Below are 15,038 nucleotides of genomic sequence, written 5' to 3' on the forward strand. Positions count from 1 at the left end.
CCCGATACCGTGAACCTGCGGATCGACGCCTTCGCGCAGCTTGAACTTGTCGTTCAGCTGGCGGCCGAGGTGCCCGCGCGCGCCTTCGCAGAACAGCGTGTACTTCGCGTGCAGCTCCATGCCGAGCTGGAAATTATCGGTCGGCTCGCCGTCCTTGCCGATACCCAGATTGCCGGTCGCGACACCTTTGACCGAGCCATCGTCGTTATACAGAATCTCAGCTGCCGGGAAGCCCGGGAAAATCTCGACGCCCAGCGCCTCGGCCTGCTGACCCAGCCAGCGCGTGACGTTGGCGAGGCTGATCACATAGTTGCCGTGGTTCTTGAAGTTGTCCGGCAGTGCCCAGGTCGGCACGCTCTTCGAACCGGTTTCGGTCAGGAAGAGGAATTTGTCTTCGGTCACGTCCACCGTCAGCGGCGCGCCTTTTTCTTTCCAGTCCGGGATCAGTTCGGTGATCGCACGCGGATCCATCACCGCGCCCGACAGGATATGCGCCCCGATCTCCGAGCTTTTTTCCAGTACGCACACGCCAATCTCGACGCCTTTTTCAGCCGCCAGCTGCTTCAGGCGGATCGCCGCGGACAGGCCAGCCGGGCCGCCGCCGACGATCACGATGTCGTATTTCATCGACTCGCGCGGACCGTACTGCTCGATCAAAATATCGCTTGCCATAAGTATCTTCTCAGCGGTCCAGGAGCGGGCCGATCGCGATCGACAGCAGTCGTGCACCGGGGCCGAGCGGACTCAGGTCCAGCGCTTCGTGCCGGTGTTCGAGCCATAAGCCGTTCATCGGCGCTAGCGAAACGTTGCGAAGGAGCGAGCTGGAAACCGTCCATGAACCGTCGACGGAGAGCAGCAAGTGGCTGTCCGCCGGCGTAACGCGCAACGAATCGGTATGGGCGCTGACTATGGCGCGGCACGTCTCACGCCGAGTCATGACATTGAGTACCAGAACCGGCTTGACGGCCAACGTCACCCACACATGCAGATCGCCGGAAAACTGCACCGGTTGACCGGCGCGGGCGACTAACTGACCATCCTGCGAATGCAGATCGACTGCTCCATCGTCGAGCAGGATCAGCGTGCGGTCGAAGCCGGGGAACTGCGAAAACTTTGCGGCGCCGCTCAGCGTCGCGAGACTGACGCGCCAAGGCACGCCGTCGTCATTCCCGGCGCCGCGCGCGATGGTCCGTGTGACACCGCCCCCGTTCGCCCAGGGCTCCGGCGTGAGCGTGGTGCAGTTGAAAAAGCGCACAGCCGGCTGCGATGCGCTCGACGAATGCAGCGGCGACTTGTCATTGGCCGACACAGATGGAGCGATCTTCGCGCGGGTCAGATCGGTCATCATTGGCTCGCACCGCCTGTGCTGACATGCGTTTCAAGTGCGCCGACCACCTCAAACAGGTCGCCGACGAGCCCAATGTCCGCGACCGAAAAGATCGGCGCGTCCGGATCCTTGTTGACCGCGACGATGGCCTTCGAGTCCTTCATCCCGGCGAGATGCTGGATCGCCCCTGAGATGCCGAACGCGAGATAGACGTCGGGCGCGACGATCTTGCCGGTTTGCCCAACCTGGGCGCTATTCGAAGCGTAGCCTGCGTCCACCGCAGCGCGCGACGCACCGAGCGCCGCGCCCATCTTTTCCGCGAGTTCGCCGAGCCGGTCCATGTTGTCCTTCGACGCGAGTCCGCGTCCACCCGAGACGACGATTCGCGCGTCGGGCAGATCGCGGCCGGTCTGAGTCGATGCCTGGCGCTCGACGAGCTTCGTCCTGGTGAACCGGGCTACCGGTTCAAGCGCGACACGCGTGGCGTTGCCGCCGCTGTCCGCAACAGGCGAAAACGACGACGCTCGAAACGTTGCGAACGTCACGGCACTGGCGGTGTTCACGTGAGCGACGACGCTTCCCGCATAGAGTCCGCGTACGAACGCGCTCTCACCTTCGACAGCGATCACGTCTGGAATGAATGCGCCGCCGGCCAGCGCGGCGCCGCGAGGCAATGCGCTGCGACCGAGCGTGCGATGACTCGCGGCGATCAGCGAATACGGACCCTGTATCGCGTGCAATTGCGCGGCGAGCGTTTCAGGCACGATGTGCTCATTTGCTTCATCTGCTGGCACAAGCACACGTTCAACCCCGGGAATCTTCTCGGCAAAGGGCGCAAGCATGGCGTCAGTCACGTACACATCCACTGGCAGACCGCGCAGTATGACCGCACCGATGACCCGGAGCGTCGCATTGGCAAGCCGTCCGCCTTCCGTTTCCGCTACGACAAGGCCTCTCATGCCGACACTCCTGTTTGATCAAACACGTGCCGCTCGGCCAGCGCTGCGATAAGCGCGGCGGTATCGGTGACTTTGATCCCCGGCTGGCGAACGGGCGGCTCGCTGAGTTTGGCAATTTGGGTCTGGGGCGCCAGCGCGACTGCCAGCGTGGACGCGTCGACGATCACGAGTGGCTTCTGCTTCGCTTTCACGATGCTCGGCAAGGTCACCCGGCGCGGATCGGCAAGGCGCAGATCGGCACTGACGACAGCCGGGCCTTCGAGCCGCCACGTCGCCGTGCCGGTGTCGTCGCCGCATGTCACCGCCCAGCCGTTGTCTTCCGCAGCAAGCGCGCTGGCATTGAGCGCCTGCGGCCAGTCGAGCAGGGCGGCGAGCATGGCGGCAACTCCGCCGATATCGCCGTCGATGGCCTGTTTGCCGCACAGCACGAGGCCGTAACCGTGAATCGCCATGTGTGTGCAAAGCAGGCGAGCAACGGCCAGCGAGTCGAGCGTGGCAGTCGCAGCCGAGGTATCGATCAGCACGGCATCGTCGGCACCCATCGCGAGCGCCGTGCGAAGCACGTCCAGGCTGGCCTGGGTGCCGCACGTGATGACCGTGACTTTTGCCGCGGCGCCGATTTCCTTGAGTTGCAAGGCTTTTTCAACGGCGCACTCATCGAACGGGTTGAGCGACATCTTGAGGCCAGTGGCGTCGATCGAGCCATTCGCCGCGACCCGCACGCGAACGTTGGCGTCCACCACGCGTTTGACTGGAACCAGAATATTGATCGTCATGACCTGGGCATCCTTTGATCAGGAGACCGCGCCGGAACCGTATTTGCCCACGAGTAACGCACCGCTGGCAAAACGATCGAGCGCGTAGGGCGCGAGGGAAACTTCGGTATCCAAACCGAGTGCATGCTGGGCGAGGATCTTGCCGATACCGGGCGACAGCTTGAAGCCATGCCCCGAAAAACCGAAGCCGACCACGAGGCCTTCGATATCGGCGACCTTGCCCAATATCGGGTTCCAGTCGGGCGTCACGTCGTAGACACCTGTCCACGAGGAAGCAACGCCAGCGGCTTCATAAGCGGGGAAGCGCTCGGCCACCTGGACGCCGACTTCGGCGACGTAGTCCAGCGAGATATCTCCCTGTTCCGTTTCCGGCGAGCTCAGCGTTTCGCCCACCACGCCTTCTGACACCAGCATCTGGCTGCCGCCGTAACTGCGGTAATAGAGCATGCCGGCCGAGCCGAGGTCCTTGAACGCGGGCATCTTGAAAGAGTAGGCGGCGGCATCGCACTCTAGCGCGAGCACAGTGTGACGCTCCGGCTTGACCGGCAATGGCACGCCGATCCAGTTGGCCAATTCCGGCGTCCAGATGTTCTGCGTGCTGATCAGGGTGCCGCAACTGAAGTTACCGGCACTCGTCGCGACGCCTGTGATCCGGCGTCCTTCGCGGATGACGCCGGTGACCGTCACGCCTTCCATGATCTTGACGCCGCGCCGGCGCGCCGAACGGGCAAAGCCGGTCGCCACGAGGTAGGCATCCGCAAAACCCGCTTCCGGCTCATAGCCGATCAGCGCCGCGTCGTCGAAGCTGGCGATCGGCAGGCGCTCGTAGGCCTGCGCCTTGTCGAGCAACTGCACTTCAATTCCCATATCCTGCTGCGCGGCGAGCGAGGCGCGCAGCGGCTCCAGCTTGTCGCCCTCGGGTGCGCAGATCAGATAGCCGCATTTGACGAGACCGCAGGACGCCTCGTCGTCGCCGAGATACTCGGCAAAGTTATTGAATGCCCGCCACGAGGAGCGTGCGAGTTCGACGTTCTGTCTCACCGAATAATGGGTACGCAGCAGGCCGGACGATTGTGACGTGGTGCCTGCACCAATGGTGGCCTGCTCGATAACCAGCACGTTTTGCGCGCCGGCCGCGGCGAGATGGTGGGCAACCGACGCGCCGATGACGCCGGCGCCGATCACGATGAAATCGTAGTGGCTCATGTGGACCTCTGTGTGGGCAATGAGGCAAATTCTATGAAAACACCGGACACGCCAATTTTGTATTAGGCAAACTTATGGCGAACTAATGCAATTCCTCATCCTGAACACCCGCCCTGCGAACCTCGGCACCATGCTGTCGTATCGCACAGGATGACCCGCACCTCACCCACGCGAGCGGAGCATTTCATGAGACGAACCCCCACCCAGATCGATCTGCGCGCGCTACAGGCTTTTGTGGCCGTCTGCGACAGCGGCTCAATGACCGGCGCGGCAAAGCAGCTTGGTGTGAGCCAAAGCGCGATCAGCCAGTCGATCGCCGCGCTGGAGCGGGACCAGGGGCTGACGCTGTTCGATCGCGAGAGCCGTCCGCCGCGCCCGAACGTGGCGGGGCGCGCGTTGCTGGAGTTGGCCGGCCCGCTGATTGAGCATGCGCAGATGGTGAGCGCGCGGGTCGGCGATGCTTCGCATACGGGCAAGATGCCGGTGCGGCTCGGCTGCGTTGATTCGTTTGCGGCGACCGTCGGGCCTGAACTGATTCGTGCGGTATCGAATTCCGAGCGGCAGATTTCGATGTGGTCGGGTCTCACGCCGGGCCTGAGCAAGCAGTTGCACGACCGCGACCTGGATATCGCGATCTGCACGCAGACCACGCTGAATGATGCCCGGATCGTTGAAGTGCCGTTGTTTTCCGAGGCGTTTGTGGTGGTGGTCGCGCGCGGCCATCTGAAGGGGCGCCGCAATATCGACTGGCGCACGCTGGCACTGGAACTGCCCATGATCCGCTATACGGCGCGCTCGGTGATCGGCCAGCAGATCGAGCGTTTCGCGCGGCATCTCGGGATCAACAGTCCGCGCCGTTACGAGTTCGACGCGACGGACCCGTTGCTGAGCCTGGTCGCCGCGCGGGTAGGTTTTGCGATTTCGACGCCCTTGTGTCTGTGGCAGGCGCGCCATTATCTGGACGATATCGCGGTGATGCCCTTGCCGACGAGCCGGCTCGGGCGGCGCGATTTTTTCCTGCTGCACCGCCAGGGCGAGTGGGACCAGTTTGCCGGTGATATCGTCATGCTGACGCGCGGCGTGCTTGACAACGCGATTCAGCCGTCGCTGGCTCGGGCGTTGCCTGATCTGCCGGACGACGCATTGCGCTGAGGTGAGAGGCGGCGTTTCATCCTATAGGGAGCAAGTGAATGAGTGATCTGTACGGCTTGCAGCGAGGCGAAGCGCCCTTGCTGATTTCGATTCCGCATCTGGGCACACAGATCCCGGACGATTTGCTCGAACGATATTCGGACGCCGCGCTCACGCTGGCGGATACCGACTGGCACCTGGACCGTCTGTACAGCTTTGCCGCGAATCTCGGCGCGACTGTACTCGGCGCACGAATCTCGCGCTATGTAGTGGATCTGAACCGGCCGCCGAATGATGAGAGCCTCTATCCAGGACAGACCACCACGGGCCTGTGCCCAAGTGAAACGTTTCGCGGCGAGCAGGTCTACCGCGAGGGATGCGAGCCGGATGCCGACGAAAAACAGCAGCGCGTCGGGCGATATTGGCAGCCGTATCATGCCGCGCTTGCAACGGAGTTGGCGCGTTTGAAGTCACGGCATAAAAACGTGCTGCTATGGGAGGCGCATTCGATCGCGAGCATCCTGCCGCGTCTTTTCGACCGCAAATTGCCGGATCTGAACCTCGGGACTCAGGACGGCCGCACGGCGGCGGCCGAGGTACAGCGTGCGGCTGAGCAGGCGGCCGCCTCAGGCCACTTCACCTGCGTTGCGAACGGCCGCTTCAAGGGTGGCTACATCACCCGGCATTTTGGCGCGCCACAAGCCGGCATCCACGCGATCCAGCTTGAGATGTGTCAGTCCACCTACATGAATGAAGCCGCTCCGTTCAATTACGACGAAGCACGCGCGAGCAGCGTGCAACCGGTCTTGCGCGGCATGGTCGAAGCGTCGTTGCAGGCAGTTCAAACGCTCTAGCCTGAGTTTGTATAAGCGTTGCTGTTGACGCTGCTTAAGTGCATACCTCGTTTTTGTGCAAAGTCGCACCAGCCGCAACACTGGCGTGCACCGCAGTCAGGCCAGCGAGTCGTTCAGTGTCGATGCCGGGAACGCCGTACTACATCGACAGCGTTTATCCGTGGGAATTTTTGATTCACACAGATAAACATGGCACAAACGTTGCATTGATAGTCGCGTCGGTTGTGATGATGGTGGTGAGCGATCAGTCAGCCGCGCTTGACTGCGGATACACAAAGATCGACAGGAATTGAATGGGCGTCTTGATTAGCCGTTCAGGGCCGTGCGGTATCTCTCCCTGAAAGGTGATCGTGTCGCCGGGATGCAGGATGTAGGTTTGCTGGCCGTGGCGGTATTCGATCACGCCTTTGAGCATGTGGATGAATTCGGTGCCGGGATGTTCGAACATGGGGAATCGTTCCGCCTCGTCCTCCATCGTGATCAGGAAGGGTTCGAAGAGTTTGCGCGGACCCTGGTCGTAGGCAAGCAGGTGATAGGTGTGACCGCTTTTGGTGCCCTTGCGAACCACTTCCATGCCGCCGCCTTTTTTGACGAGTTGTGCGCCGCCTTGGGGTACGTCGAAATTGCGGAACAGCATGGAGAGGGAAACGCCGAGCGCCTGGGCAATGCGGTTGAGGACATCGAGCCCCGCGGAAGTCTGAGCGTTCTCGATCTTCGAGAGCATGCCGCGACTGATGCCGGCCTGAGCCGAAACCTGAGCGATGGTCAGGCCGTGACGCTGGCGTAGTTCGCGGATGGTGTTGCCAAGGTAGCGTTCGAGCGGCGTTTTATGGTCTTCACCGATTTGCATGTAGGCCTCACGGAAAAGGAAAGCGTAGCAGATTGCAGCGCCGAGTTACGCGCCAAGAGTTTCATCCGGAGAATCTTTGTTTCTTGCGAATCGATTATCCGGCCGATCGAATACAAGCTTGAAGCACGCCGCTCGCGGCGTTCGAGAGCGTGTTGCATAGCAGGGCCGCGCGGGTGGCGCGTGGCCTTTCCAACCCACGATATATGTAGTTGCAAGGAGTGGCGATGAACCTGAACGATGCGAGCAAGCTGCCGGTCAACGAGCTCGGGTGCGTGCCCCGCTTCGGCTCGGCGGAAGAGGCGCAAGCTTATCTGACGCAGCAGGGCGTGAAGTATGTGCTGGCGCAGTTTGTGGATATTCACGGTGTGGCCAAGGCGAAGTCGGTGCCGGTTAGCCATTTGAAAAGCGTGCTGAAAGCCGGCGCCGGTTTTGCGGGGTTTGCCATCTGGGGTGTCGGCATCGCGCCGAACGGTCCCGACTATATGGCCGTCGGCAATCTGGCGACGCTCACGCCGGTGCCGTGGCAACCGGGCCTCGCACGGATCGTCTGCGACGGTCATGTGGACGGCGAGCCGTGGCAATACGATTCGCGCGTGACGCTGAAGAAGCAGGTCGCCCGCATGACTGAGCGCAACTGGACGCTCTTCACGGGCCTCGAACCCGAATTCTCGCTGTTGCGCCGTTCGGCGTCGGGCTCGCTTGAGCCGTGCGATCCGAGCGATACGCTCGCTAAGCCCTGCTACGACTATAAGGGCCTGTCGCGCACGCGCGTCTTCCTGGAAAAGCTCACCGAATCGATGCGCGCGGTCGGCATCGACGTCTATCAGATCGATCACGAAGACGCGAACGGTCAGTTCGAAATCAACTACACGTACACCGATTGCCTGACATCGTGCGATCACTACGTGTTCTTCAAGATGGCGGCCTCGGAGATCGCCAATGAACTCGGCATGATCTGCTCGTTCATGCCGAAGCCGTTCGCCAACCGTCCCGGCAATGGCATGCACATGCATATGTCGATTGGCGACGGCGAACGCAATCTGTTCTCTGACAAGAGCGACAAGCTCGGCATGGGCCTCTCCACGCTTGGTTACCAGTTCACGGCGGGCCTGCTTGCCCATGCCCCCGCGCTGACCGCGCTGTGCAATCCAACGGTGAACTCGTACAAGCGGCTGGTGATCGGCCGCTCGCTCACGGGCGCCACGTGGGCGCCGGCATACATCAGCTACGGCGACAACAACCGCTCGACCATGGTGCGTATGCCCGGCGAGCGCATCGAACTGCGTTTGCCCGACGGCGCATGCAATCCGTATCTGGCGACCTCGGCCGTGATCGCCGCGGGGCTCGACGGTGTCGACCAGGGTCTGTCGCCGGGCGAGCCGGCTAACGAGAACCTGTACGAGTGGTCGCCCGCGAAACTCTCTGAACACGGCATTGGCGTATTGCCGCAAAACCTCGAGCAGGCGCTCGACGCGCTCGAAAGCGACCGCATGATCTGCGACGCGCTCGGACCGGTTGCCGACGAATTCATCAAGCTCAAACGGATGGAATGGCTCGAATACATGCGCCACGTGTCGGATTGGGAACTGAAGACTTACCTCGAATTTTTCTAAGGAGAACCACTATGTGCGGAATTGTAGGCTTGCTGGTGAAGACGCCGGCACTGCGCGAGCGGCTCGGAGAACTGATGGTGCCGATGCTGATCGGCATGACCGAGCGCGGACCGGATTCAGCGGGCCTCGCCGTATTCGGCAAACCGGTCGATGCAAGTCAACGCAAGCTGAGCATCTACGCGGGCTTTACCGAAGAAGGCGCGGACTTCGCATGGCAGCCGTTGCTGGACGCGCTGAACGCGTCGATGGACGTCACCGCCCGCATCGACTCGAAAGGCAATCACGCCGTGCTGACGGTACAGGGCAACGTCGAGCGCGTGAAGACGTGGCTGGGCGAACGCTATCCGAAGCTGTATTTGCTATCGAGCGGCCGCTCGATCGATCTGTACAAGGACATTGGCTCGCCGTCGCAAGTCGCCGGGCGTTATGACTTCGCGAATCTGAAGGGTTCGCATCTGGTCGGTCATACGCGCATGGCGACCGAATCCGCCGTGACGCCCGATCGCGCCCACCCGTTCACGGCCGGCGACGATTTCTGCCTGGTCCACAACGGCTCGCTGTCGAACGCGCATGGCGTGCGCCGCAAGCTCGAACCGCAAGGCATCCGCTTCGATACCGACAACGATACTGAAGCCGCCTGCCGCTTTCTCGAATGGCGCCTGCGCGAGGGCGATACGCTGCCGGCCGCCTTGCAGAAGGGCTTCGAAGAGCTCGACGGGTTCTATACGTTCCTGATGGGCACCTCGACCGAACTCGCGCTGATTCGTGACCCGTTCGCCTGCAAGCCGGCGGTGGTCGCGGAGAACGACGATTACGTCGCGATTGCTTCCGAGTTCCGCTCGCTTGCCCACCTGCCGGATATCAAGAACGCCAGGGTCTTCGAACCTGCACCTGAGGAGATGTATGTATGGAAAGCCTGACTTTCGACCTGGAGCGCACGACGGTCCGTGAGCTGAATCAGTTTCTGCACAAGCCGGCGAACGAACTGGAGGGGCAGAAGGTGACGGTCGTCACGCCCAACGGTGCACACAACCTCGCGGTTGGCGTGGATGCGCCGGTGCAGGTGACGATTGCCGGTCACGCCGGCTACTACGCGGGCGGTATGAACAAGCACGCCACCATCGAGATCGAAGGCAGCGCGGGCACCGGCGTCGCGGAAAACATGATGAGCGGCAAGGTGCACGTGAAGGGCTTTGCCTCGAACGGTGCGGGCGCTTCCGTGCACGGCGGACTGCTCGTGATCGATGGGGACGCGGGTCTGCGTTGCGGGATTTCGCTGAAGGGCGGTGACATTGTGGTGGGCGGCTCGGTCGGCAGCTTTTCCGCGTTCATGGCCCAGGCGGGCCGCATGGTGATCTGCGGCGACGCGGGCGATGCGCTCGGCGACTCGCTTTACGAAGCGGTGCTGTACGTGCGTGGCGAAGTGAAATCGCTTGGCGCGGATGCCCAGTACGAACCGATGACAGGGGCGGACCTCGACGCCGTGCGTGGCTTGCTGACTGCCGCGGGTATGGACCACGACCCCGCATCGTTCAAGCGGATCGCCTCCGCCCGCACGCTCTATCACTGGAACGCCGACGCGAACCAGGAATATTGAATACACGTTCTCTGAGAAGGTCCCCATGGAAGCCAAACCCGTTCATTTCGCCCGCTTGCAGCAGGAAGAGTCGCAAGGCTACGACCGCAAGACGATCGACTATATCCACTCGGCCGCACAGCGTGGCCTCTACGAAATCCGTGGGCTCGGTGCGAAACGCCGTGTGCCGCACTTCGACGATCTGCTGTTTCTCGGCGCTTCGCTGTCGCGCTATCCGCTTGAAGGCTATCGCGAGAAATGTTCGACCCAGACCGTGCTCGGCACACGCTTCGCCAAAAAGCCGGTGGTGCTCGACATTCCGATCACGATTGCCGGCATGAGTTTCGGCGCGCTGTCCGCGAACGTGAAAGAAGCGCTCGGCCAGGCCGCGACCGCAATGGGCACCTCGACCACCACCGGTGACGGCGGTATGACCCAGGAAGAACGCCGCTCGTCGAAGACGCTGGTCTATCAGTGTCTGCCGTCGCGCTATGGCTTCAACCCGGACGACGTGCGCCGCGCCGATGCGATCGAAATCGTGATCGGTCAGGGCGCGAAACCGGGCGGCGGCGGCATGCTGCTCGGGCAAAAGGTCAATCCGCGCGTCGCCTCGATGCGCACCTTGCCGCCCGGCGTCGATCAGCGTTCGGCGAGCCGTCATCCGGACTGGACCGGACCCGACGATCTGACGATCAAGATTCAGGAACTGCGCGAAATCACCGATTGGGAAAAGCCGATCTACGTGAAGGTCGGCGCCACCCGTACTTTCAACGACGTCAAGCTCGCGGTGCATGCGGGCGCGGACGTGGTCGTGATCGACGGGATGCAGGGCGGCACGGCGGCGACGCAGACCTGCTTCATCGAGAACGTCGGCATTCCGACGCTGGCCGCGGTTCGCCAGGCGGTGGACGCACTCGAAGATCTGAACATGAAAGGCCAGGTACAACTGATCGTCTCGGGCGGCATCCGCACCGGTGCTGACGTGGCGAAGGCTCTCGCGCTCGGCGCGGACGCGGTGGCGATCGGGCAGGGCATGCTGATGGCGCTCGGTTGCAACAGCGATACGTACTTCCAGAACGGCGCGTTGCATTCGGCGGCGGCGGATTACGCGGCGTTGAACACGTCGCCGGGTTTCTGCCATCACTGCCACACGGGCAAGTGCCCGGTCGGCGTGACCACGCAGGATCCGCTTCTCGAACAGCGCGTTCAGCCGGATGAAGGTTCGCGCCGCGTACGGAACTATCTCAAGACGCTGAACATGGAACTGACGACGATCGCGCGCGCCTGCGGCAAGCAGAACGTGCATCACCTGGAGCCCGAGGATCTCGTCGCCCTGACCGTGGAAGCCGCGGCGATGGCGCGCATTCCGCTCGCGGGTACTTCGTGGATTCCTGGGTGGAACGACTGAATTAAGTTGTTTCGAGATTTTTGACTATGGAAAAGTTGAGCGCATTCGACCTTGATTCACCCATCCATCAGGAGCCCAACATGAGCACTCCGCAAAGCAGCACGCATGCAGCGCCAGAATCATCCGGCGGCCTGCGTGCCGGTACTTTAGGCTTTTCCGAGGTGATCGGCCAATCTATCGCGAACCTTTCGCCGACCTTCACGCCATCGATCAACGTGACCGCGATCGCAGCGCTGGCCGGTGCGGGGACCTGGTTGATTTATGGTCTCTCGACGCTCGGGCTGCTGCTGGTGAGTATGAGCATCATCGCGCTATCGAGCCGGATCGCGACGGCGGGTTCGTTCTTTATCTATATCTCCCGCGCGCTTGGGCCGATGGCGGGTGGCATCGCCGGCTGGGGCCTGATTGCGGCTTACGTGGGCACCGCGATGGGGGTTGGCGCCGCAGGCGTGGTGTTCGTGCAGAACGCTTTTTCGGCCTGGGGCATCAATATCCCGTCGTGGGCGATCTACACGATCTTTGTCGGCCTGGCCTGGTACTTCTCGGCACGTGACGTGAAGCTCTCCTCGCGCCTGTCGCTTGCGATCGAAGCCGCTTCGGTGGTGATCGTGGGCGGTGTGCTGATCTATGTGCTCGCCCTGCATCCGGACCATATCGTCGACCATAGGCAACTGGGACTGCAGGGCGTGAGCGGCAAGGGCATGGCACAGGGCATGGTGCTCGGCATCTTCTCGTACGTGGGTTTTGAAAGCGCGGCCTCGCTCGGCCAGGAAACTAGAAACCCGCTGCGCGTGATTCCGCGCGCGGTGATCTGGAGCGTGATCCTGTCGGGCCTGTTCTTTATGTTTGTGGCCTATTCGATGACGATCGCTTACCACGGCGACACAGCCAAACTCGGCGGCGATTCGGCCGTGCTCAGCACCTTGCTCACGAGCGTTGGCGCCTCGCCGCTCGGTCCGGTGTTTTATCTGATAGCCTCGGTTAGCGCGTTTTCGTGCGTGCTTGCGTGCATCAACTCCTCCAGCCGCCTGCTGTATTCGATGGGCCGCTACCAGTTCGTGCACCGTTCGATGGGCATGGTGCACCGCACGCACCAGACACCGTATCTGGCCGTTGCGTTTTCCTCGATCGTGACCTTCGTGGTGTGCATCGCGATGCTCGGCACGGGTCCGCTTAACACCTTCGGCTATACCAGTACGTTTGCGACCTTTGGCTTCCTGGTCGTGTATTTCCTGGTCGCAATCGCGGCACCCGTTTATCTGAAGAAGCAGGGTGAGCTCAAGACGAGCAATGTCGTGTGGGGCGTGCTCGGCGCACTGGCGATGGTTGGCGCGGTGATCGGCAGCGTGTATCCGGTGCCCGATTATCCGTATAACATCCTGCCTTATCTGTTCGTCGCATATATGCTGGTTGGCGCAATCTGGTTGTTGATGCTCAAGAAGCGCTCGCCGCAGGTGCTTGAGAAGATCGGGCATGATCTGGAAACCAGCGACGTGATGACCCACGGCAAAAAGTAAATGAATGAACCCTTCTCCCCGGATAGCTTGCCCGTACCGAACACGGTGCGGATGGCAGACGATCCCGAGAGAAGACCCGCTAGCCGTCGCGGAATGGGCGGCCAGGAAATCGACCTGCAGTTGCGGCCGGAGCGCGGCGAGTGCGCCACCCTCGAGATCGGTTGTGTCTCCTGTCCTGCCCGCAGCCGCGGGCAGGACCACATCAATGAAGACTACGTCGGCGTAATGCTCGGCGATCTGGCCGCGCGGGCTGCGCGTGGCAGCGTGATCGCTCTCGCTGACGGCGTGAGCGGCAGCAAGGGCGGGCGGGTCGCGGCCGAACTCTCGGTGCGGACTTTTATCGATGCCTATTACGGACTGCCCGACACCTTGCAACCCGGCGTGGCCGCTGCGCACGCGCTAGAGGCAATCCACCGCTGGCTGCATCAGATCGGCCGCGTCGATCCTTCACTGACGCAGATGGCCGCGTCCTTTGCGGCGCTGATTGTGCGTCGCGCGACCGCGTATCTGGTGGCGGCCGGCGATGTGCGGCTCTATCTGCTGCGCGATGGCCAACTGACCCAGCTTGGCGACGACGACGTGGTGCCGGTCGCCTTCGGTTCTTATGTGGCGCATGCGGTCGGCATGCTTCCGACGCTGGTGACGCGGATCGAAACCCTTGAGCTGCGCGAGGGCGATCGTTTGCTGATGTGCTCCGACGGGCTCTATCGCCGCGTGCCGATGCGCGAGCTGCAGACGGTGCTGGCGGCGCGCAGTAGTGCGCTCGAAACTGCGCGCCGGCTCGGCGCGCTGGCGGTGACGCGTGGCTCGCAGGACGACGTGACGAGCGCGGTGCTCGATGTGGGCAGTCTGCCTTTGCTCGATGTCGGTTACCTTGAGCGGGTGGTCGGTGCGTTGCCGATTCCGGCCGTGCCCAACGCCGGCGATGTGGTCGATGGATATCTGCTCAAGAGCGTGTTGAGCGATGGCTTCTATTCGCGGATTTTCGCGGGCTACGATCTGGCCGATCCGAACACACCGCTGGCGCTCAAGTTTCCCAAGCCGCGGGTCGAACAGGACGAGAACGTGCGCCAGTCGATCGTGCGTGAGCGCTGGCTGGCCGGCAAGATCGGCGACGATGGCGTGCTTGCGCCGATGCCAGTCGATGCCGACCGGCAAACCCGGCTCTATGTGATGATGCCGCTCGGTGCAGGCATCACGCTCGAAAAACTGCTGGCGGCGCCTCAGCCCATCGCGCTTCCGCGAGCGCTCGAGATCGCGCGGCAACTGGGTCATTCGATCGACGTGCTGAATCGCCGCAATATCTTCCATCGCGATATCAAACCCGAGAACGTGCTGGTGATGCGGGGCGATAGTACGCGCCTGCTCGATCTCGGTTTCGGTTATATGCCGGGCATGCAGTTGCCGGGGCCTGACGTCGCACCGGGCTCGCCCGCTTACATGGCGCCTGAGTTGATGAAGGGCGCACAGGGCGATGCGCGCTCCGAGGTGTTCGCGTACGGCGTGACCCTGTACCGGCTATTCAGCGGCGGCAAGCTGCCCTACGGTTTCAATGGCCGCGTGCCGCTCTATCAGTACCGTCCGGACGCGCCGCAATGGCTCGACCTTGTGCTGGAGAAAGCACTGCAGCCCGATCCGGCGCGCAGGTATCAGGACGTGCTCGAAGTCTGCGCGGATCTCGAACGTTTTTCGAGCGGTCGGGACGCAATGGCGCCGGTTCGGCGCAAACCTTTGCTTGAGAGCGATCCGGTGCTGTTCTGGCAGGTGGTCGTGGTGCTGTTGCTGGCGCTGCTGTTGTGGTCCCTGATGAGGCATTGAGCG

General features: G+C 62.3%; 14 protein-coding genes. 8 read left to right on the top strand and 6 right to left on the bottom strand.

The genetic code is table 11. The annotated features are described in order from the left end of the window. From PQQ96_RS32050 to PQQ96_RS32070, 5 genes are all read right to left on the bottom strand, one after another. Positions 1–672 (bottom strand): NAD(P)/FAD-dependent oxidoreductase (locus PQQ96_RS32050; protein WP_408299989.1); only part of this gene is annotated, 672 nt, incomplete at its 3' end. A gap of 10 nt (positions 673–682) precedes the next feature. Beyond that, a complete protein-coding gene (locus PQQ96_RS32055; RefSeq protein ID WP_408299991.1) occupies positions 683–1,348 on the bottom strand; it encodes a HutD/Ves family protein in 666 nt (221 codons plus the stop codon). Further along, positions 1,345–2,286: an electron transfer flavoprotein subunit alpha/FixB family protein gene (locus PQQ96_RS32060; RefSeq protein WP_408299993.1), complete on the bottom strand. Its 942-nt coding sequence runs from the start codon at positions 2,284–2,286 to the stop codon at positions 1,345–1,347. Before PQQ96_RS32060 ends, PQQ96_RS32055 begins: the two co-directional genes overlap by 4 nt. After that, positions 2,283–3,056 carry an electron transfer flavoprotein subunit beta/FixA family protein gene (locus PQQ96_RS32065; protein WP_408300047.1) on the bottom strand — a complete coding sequence of 258 codons (774 nt, stop codon included), beginning with the start codon at positions 3,054–3,056 and terminating at the stop codon, positions 2,283–2,285. The genes PQQ96_RS32060 and PQQ96_RS32065 overlap by 4 nt, the downstream gene beginning before the upstream one ends. Before the next feature lie 24 nt (positions 3,057–3,080). After that, positions 3,081–4,268, bottom strand: a complete 1,188-nt coding sequence (locus PQQ96_RS32070; protein WP_408299995.1) for an NAD(P)/FAD-dependent oxidoreductase — start codon at positions 4,266–4,268, stop codon at positions 3,081–3,083. Between the two features lie 186 nt (positions 4,269–4,454). Here PQQ96_RS32070 and PQQ96_RS32075 point away from each other — a divergent pair, with 186 nt between their 5' ends. Then, positions 4,455–5,420, top strand: coding sequence for a LysR family transcriptional regulator (locus PQQ96_RS32075; RefSeq protein WP_408299997.1), 966 nt, complete (start codon positions 4,455–4,457; stop codon positions 5,418–5,420). Between the two features lie 38 nt (positions 5,421–5,458). Beyond that, positions 5,459–6,253, top strand: a complete 795-nt coding sequence (gene hutG, locus PQQ96_RS32080) for an N-formylglutamate deformylase (protein ID WP_408299999.1) — start codon at positions 5,459–5,461, stop codon at positions 6,251–6,253. Positions 6,254–6,497: 244 nt separating this feature from the next. Here hutG and PQQ96_RS32085 read toward each other — a convergent pair whose 3' ends face one another. Next, complete coding sequence (locus PQQ96_RS32085) at positions 6,498–7,103, bottom strand: helix-turn-helix domain-containing protein (RefSeq protein ID WP_408300001.1); 606 nt, start codon at positions 7,101–7,103, stop codon at positions 6,498–6,500. A 224-nt stretch (positions 7,104–7,327) separates the two neighbouring features. Between PQQ96_RS32085 and glnT the strand changes: the two genes are divergently transcribed. From glnT to PQQ96_RS32115, 6 genes are all read left to right on the top strand, one after another. Continuing rightward, positions 7,328–8,716 (top strand): type III glutamate--ammonia ligase, encoded by a 1,389-nt coding sequence (gene glnT / locus PQQ96_RS32090; RefSeq protein ID WP_408300003.1) that lies wholly within the window; start codon positions 7,328–7,330, stop codon positions 8,714–8,716. Between the two features lie 11 nt (positions 8,717–8,727). Further along, complete coding sequence (locus tag PQQ96_RS32095) at positions 8,728–9,636, top strand: class II glutamine amidotransferase (RefSeq protein ID WP_408300005.1); 909 nt, start codon at positions 8,728–8,730, stop codon at positions 9,634–9,636. Then, positions 9,624–10,313 (top strand): GltB/FmdC/FwdC-like GXGXG domain-containing protein, encoded by a 690-nt coding sequence (locus tag PQQ96_RS32100; protein ID WP_408300007.1) that lies wholly within the window; start codon positions 9,624–9,626, stop codon positions 10,311–10,313. The genes PQQ96_RS32095 and PQQ96_RS32100 overlap by 13 nt, the downstream gene beginning before the upstream one ends. Positions 10,314–10,338: 25 nt before the next feature. Further along, complete coding sequence (locus tag PQQ96_RS32105) at positions 10,339–11,700, top strand: FMN-binding glutamate synthase family protein (RefSeq protein ID WP_408300009.1); 1,362 nt, start codon at positions 10,339–10,341, stop codon at positions 11,698–11,700. A gap of 80 nt (positions 11,701–11,780) precedes the next feature. Continuing rightward, the gene (locus PQQ96_RS32110) at positions 11,781–13,217 is read left to right on the top strand and encodes an APC family permease (RefSeq protein ID WP_408300011.1); all 1,437 of its coding nucleotides are present in this window, start codon (positions 11,781–11,783) and stop codon (positions 13,215–13,217) included. Next, positions 13,218–15,035: a bifunctional protein-serine/threonine kinase/phosphatase gene (locus tag PQQ96_RS32115; RefSeq protein WP_408300013.1), complete on the top strand. Its 1,818-nt coding sequence runs from the start codon at positions 13,218–13,220 to the stop codon at positions 15,033–15,035. Positions 15,036–15,038 lie beyond the last annotated feature (3 nt).

This window comes from Paraburkholderia sediminicola, from assembly GCF_046027825.1.
GTDB classification, from domain to species: Bacteria; Pseudomonadota; Gammaproteobacteria; order Burkholderiales; family Burkholderiaceae; genus Paraburkholderia; species Paraburkholderia sediminicola_D.

What these genes read in the sequence shown, in the direction of transcription:
- PQQ96_RS32055 (WP_408299991.1), bottom strand. Translation starts at nt 1,348, where the DNA reads ATGATGACCGATCTGACCCGCGCGAAGATCGCTCCATCTGTGTCGGCC.
- PQQ96_RS32060 (WP_408299993.1), bottom strand. Translation starts at nt 2,286, where the DNA reads ATGAGAGGCCTTGTCGTAGCGGAAACGGAAGGCGGACGGCTTGCCAAT.
- PQQ96_RS32070 (WP_408299995.1), bottom strand. Translation starts at nt 4,268, where the DNA reads ATGAGCCACTACGATTTCATCGTGATCGGCGCCGGCGTCATCGGCGCG.
- PQQ96_RS32075 (WP_408299997.1), top strand. Translation starts at nt 4,455, where the DNA reads ATGAGACGAACCCCCACCCAGATCGATCTGCGCGCGCTACAGGCTTTT.
- hutG (WP_408299999.1), top strand. Translation starts at nt 5,459, where the DNA reads ATGAGTGATCTGTACGGCTTGCAGCGAGGCGAAGCGCCCTTGCTGATT.
- PQQ96_RS32085 (WP_408300001.1), bottom strand. Translation starts at nt 7,103, where the DNA reads ATGCAAATCGGTGAAGACCATAAAACGCCGCTCGAACGCTACCTTGGC.
- glnT (WP_408300003.1), top strand. Translation starts at nt 7,328, where the DNA reads ATGAACCTGAACGATGCGAGCAAGCTGCCGGTCAACGAGCTCGGGTGC.
- PQQ96_RS32095 (WP_408300005.1), top strand. Translation starts at nt 8,728, where the DNA reads ATGTGCGGAATTGTAGGCTTGCTGGTGAAGACGCCGGCACTGCGCGAG.
- PQQ96_RS32100 (WP_408300007.1), top strand. Translation starts at nt 9,624, where the DNA reads ATGGAAAGCCTGACTTTCGACCTGGAGCGCACGACGGTCCGTGAGCTG.
- PQQ96_RS32105 (WP_408300009.1), top strand. Translation starts at nt 10,339, where the DNA reads ATGGAAGCCAAACCCGTTCATTTCGCCCGCTTGCAGCAGGAAGAGTCG.
- PQQ96_RS32110 (WP_408300011.1), top strand. Translation starts at nt 11,781, where the DNA reads ATGAGCACTCCGCAAAGCAGCACGCATGCAGCGCCAGAATCATCCGGC.
- PQQ96_RS32115 (WP_408300013.1), top strand. Translation starts at nt 13,218, where the DNA reads ATGAATGAACCCTTCTCCCCGGATAGCTTGCCCGTACCGAACACGGTG.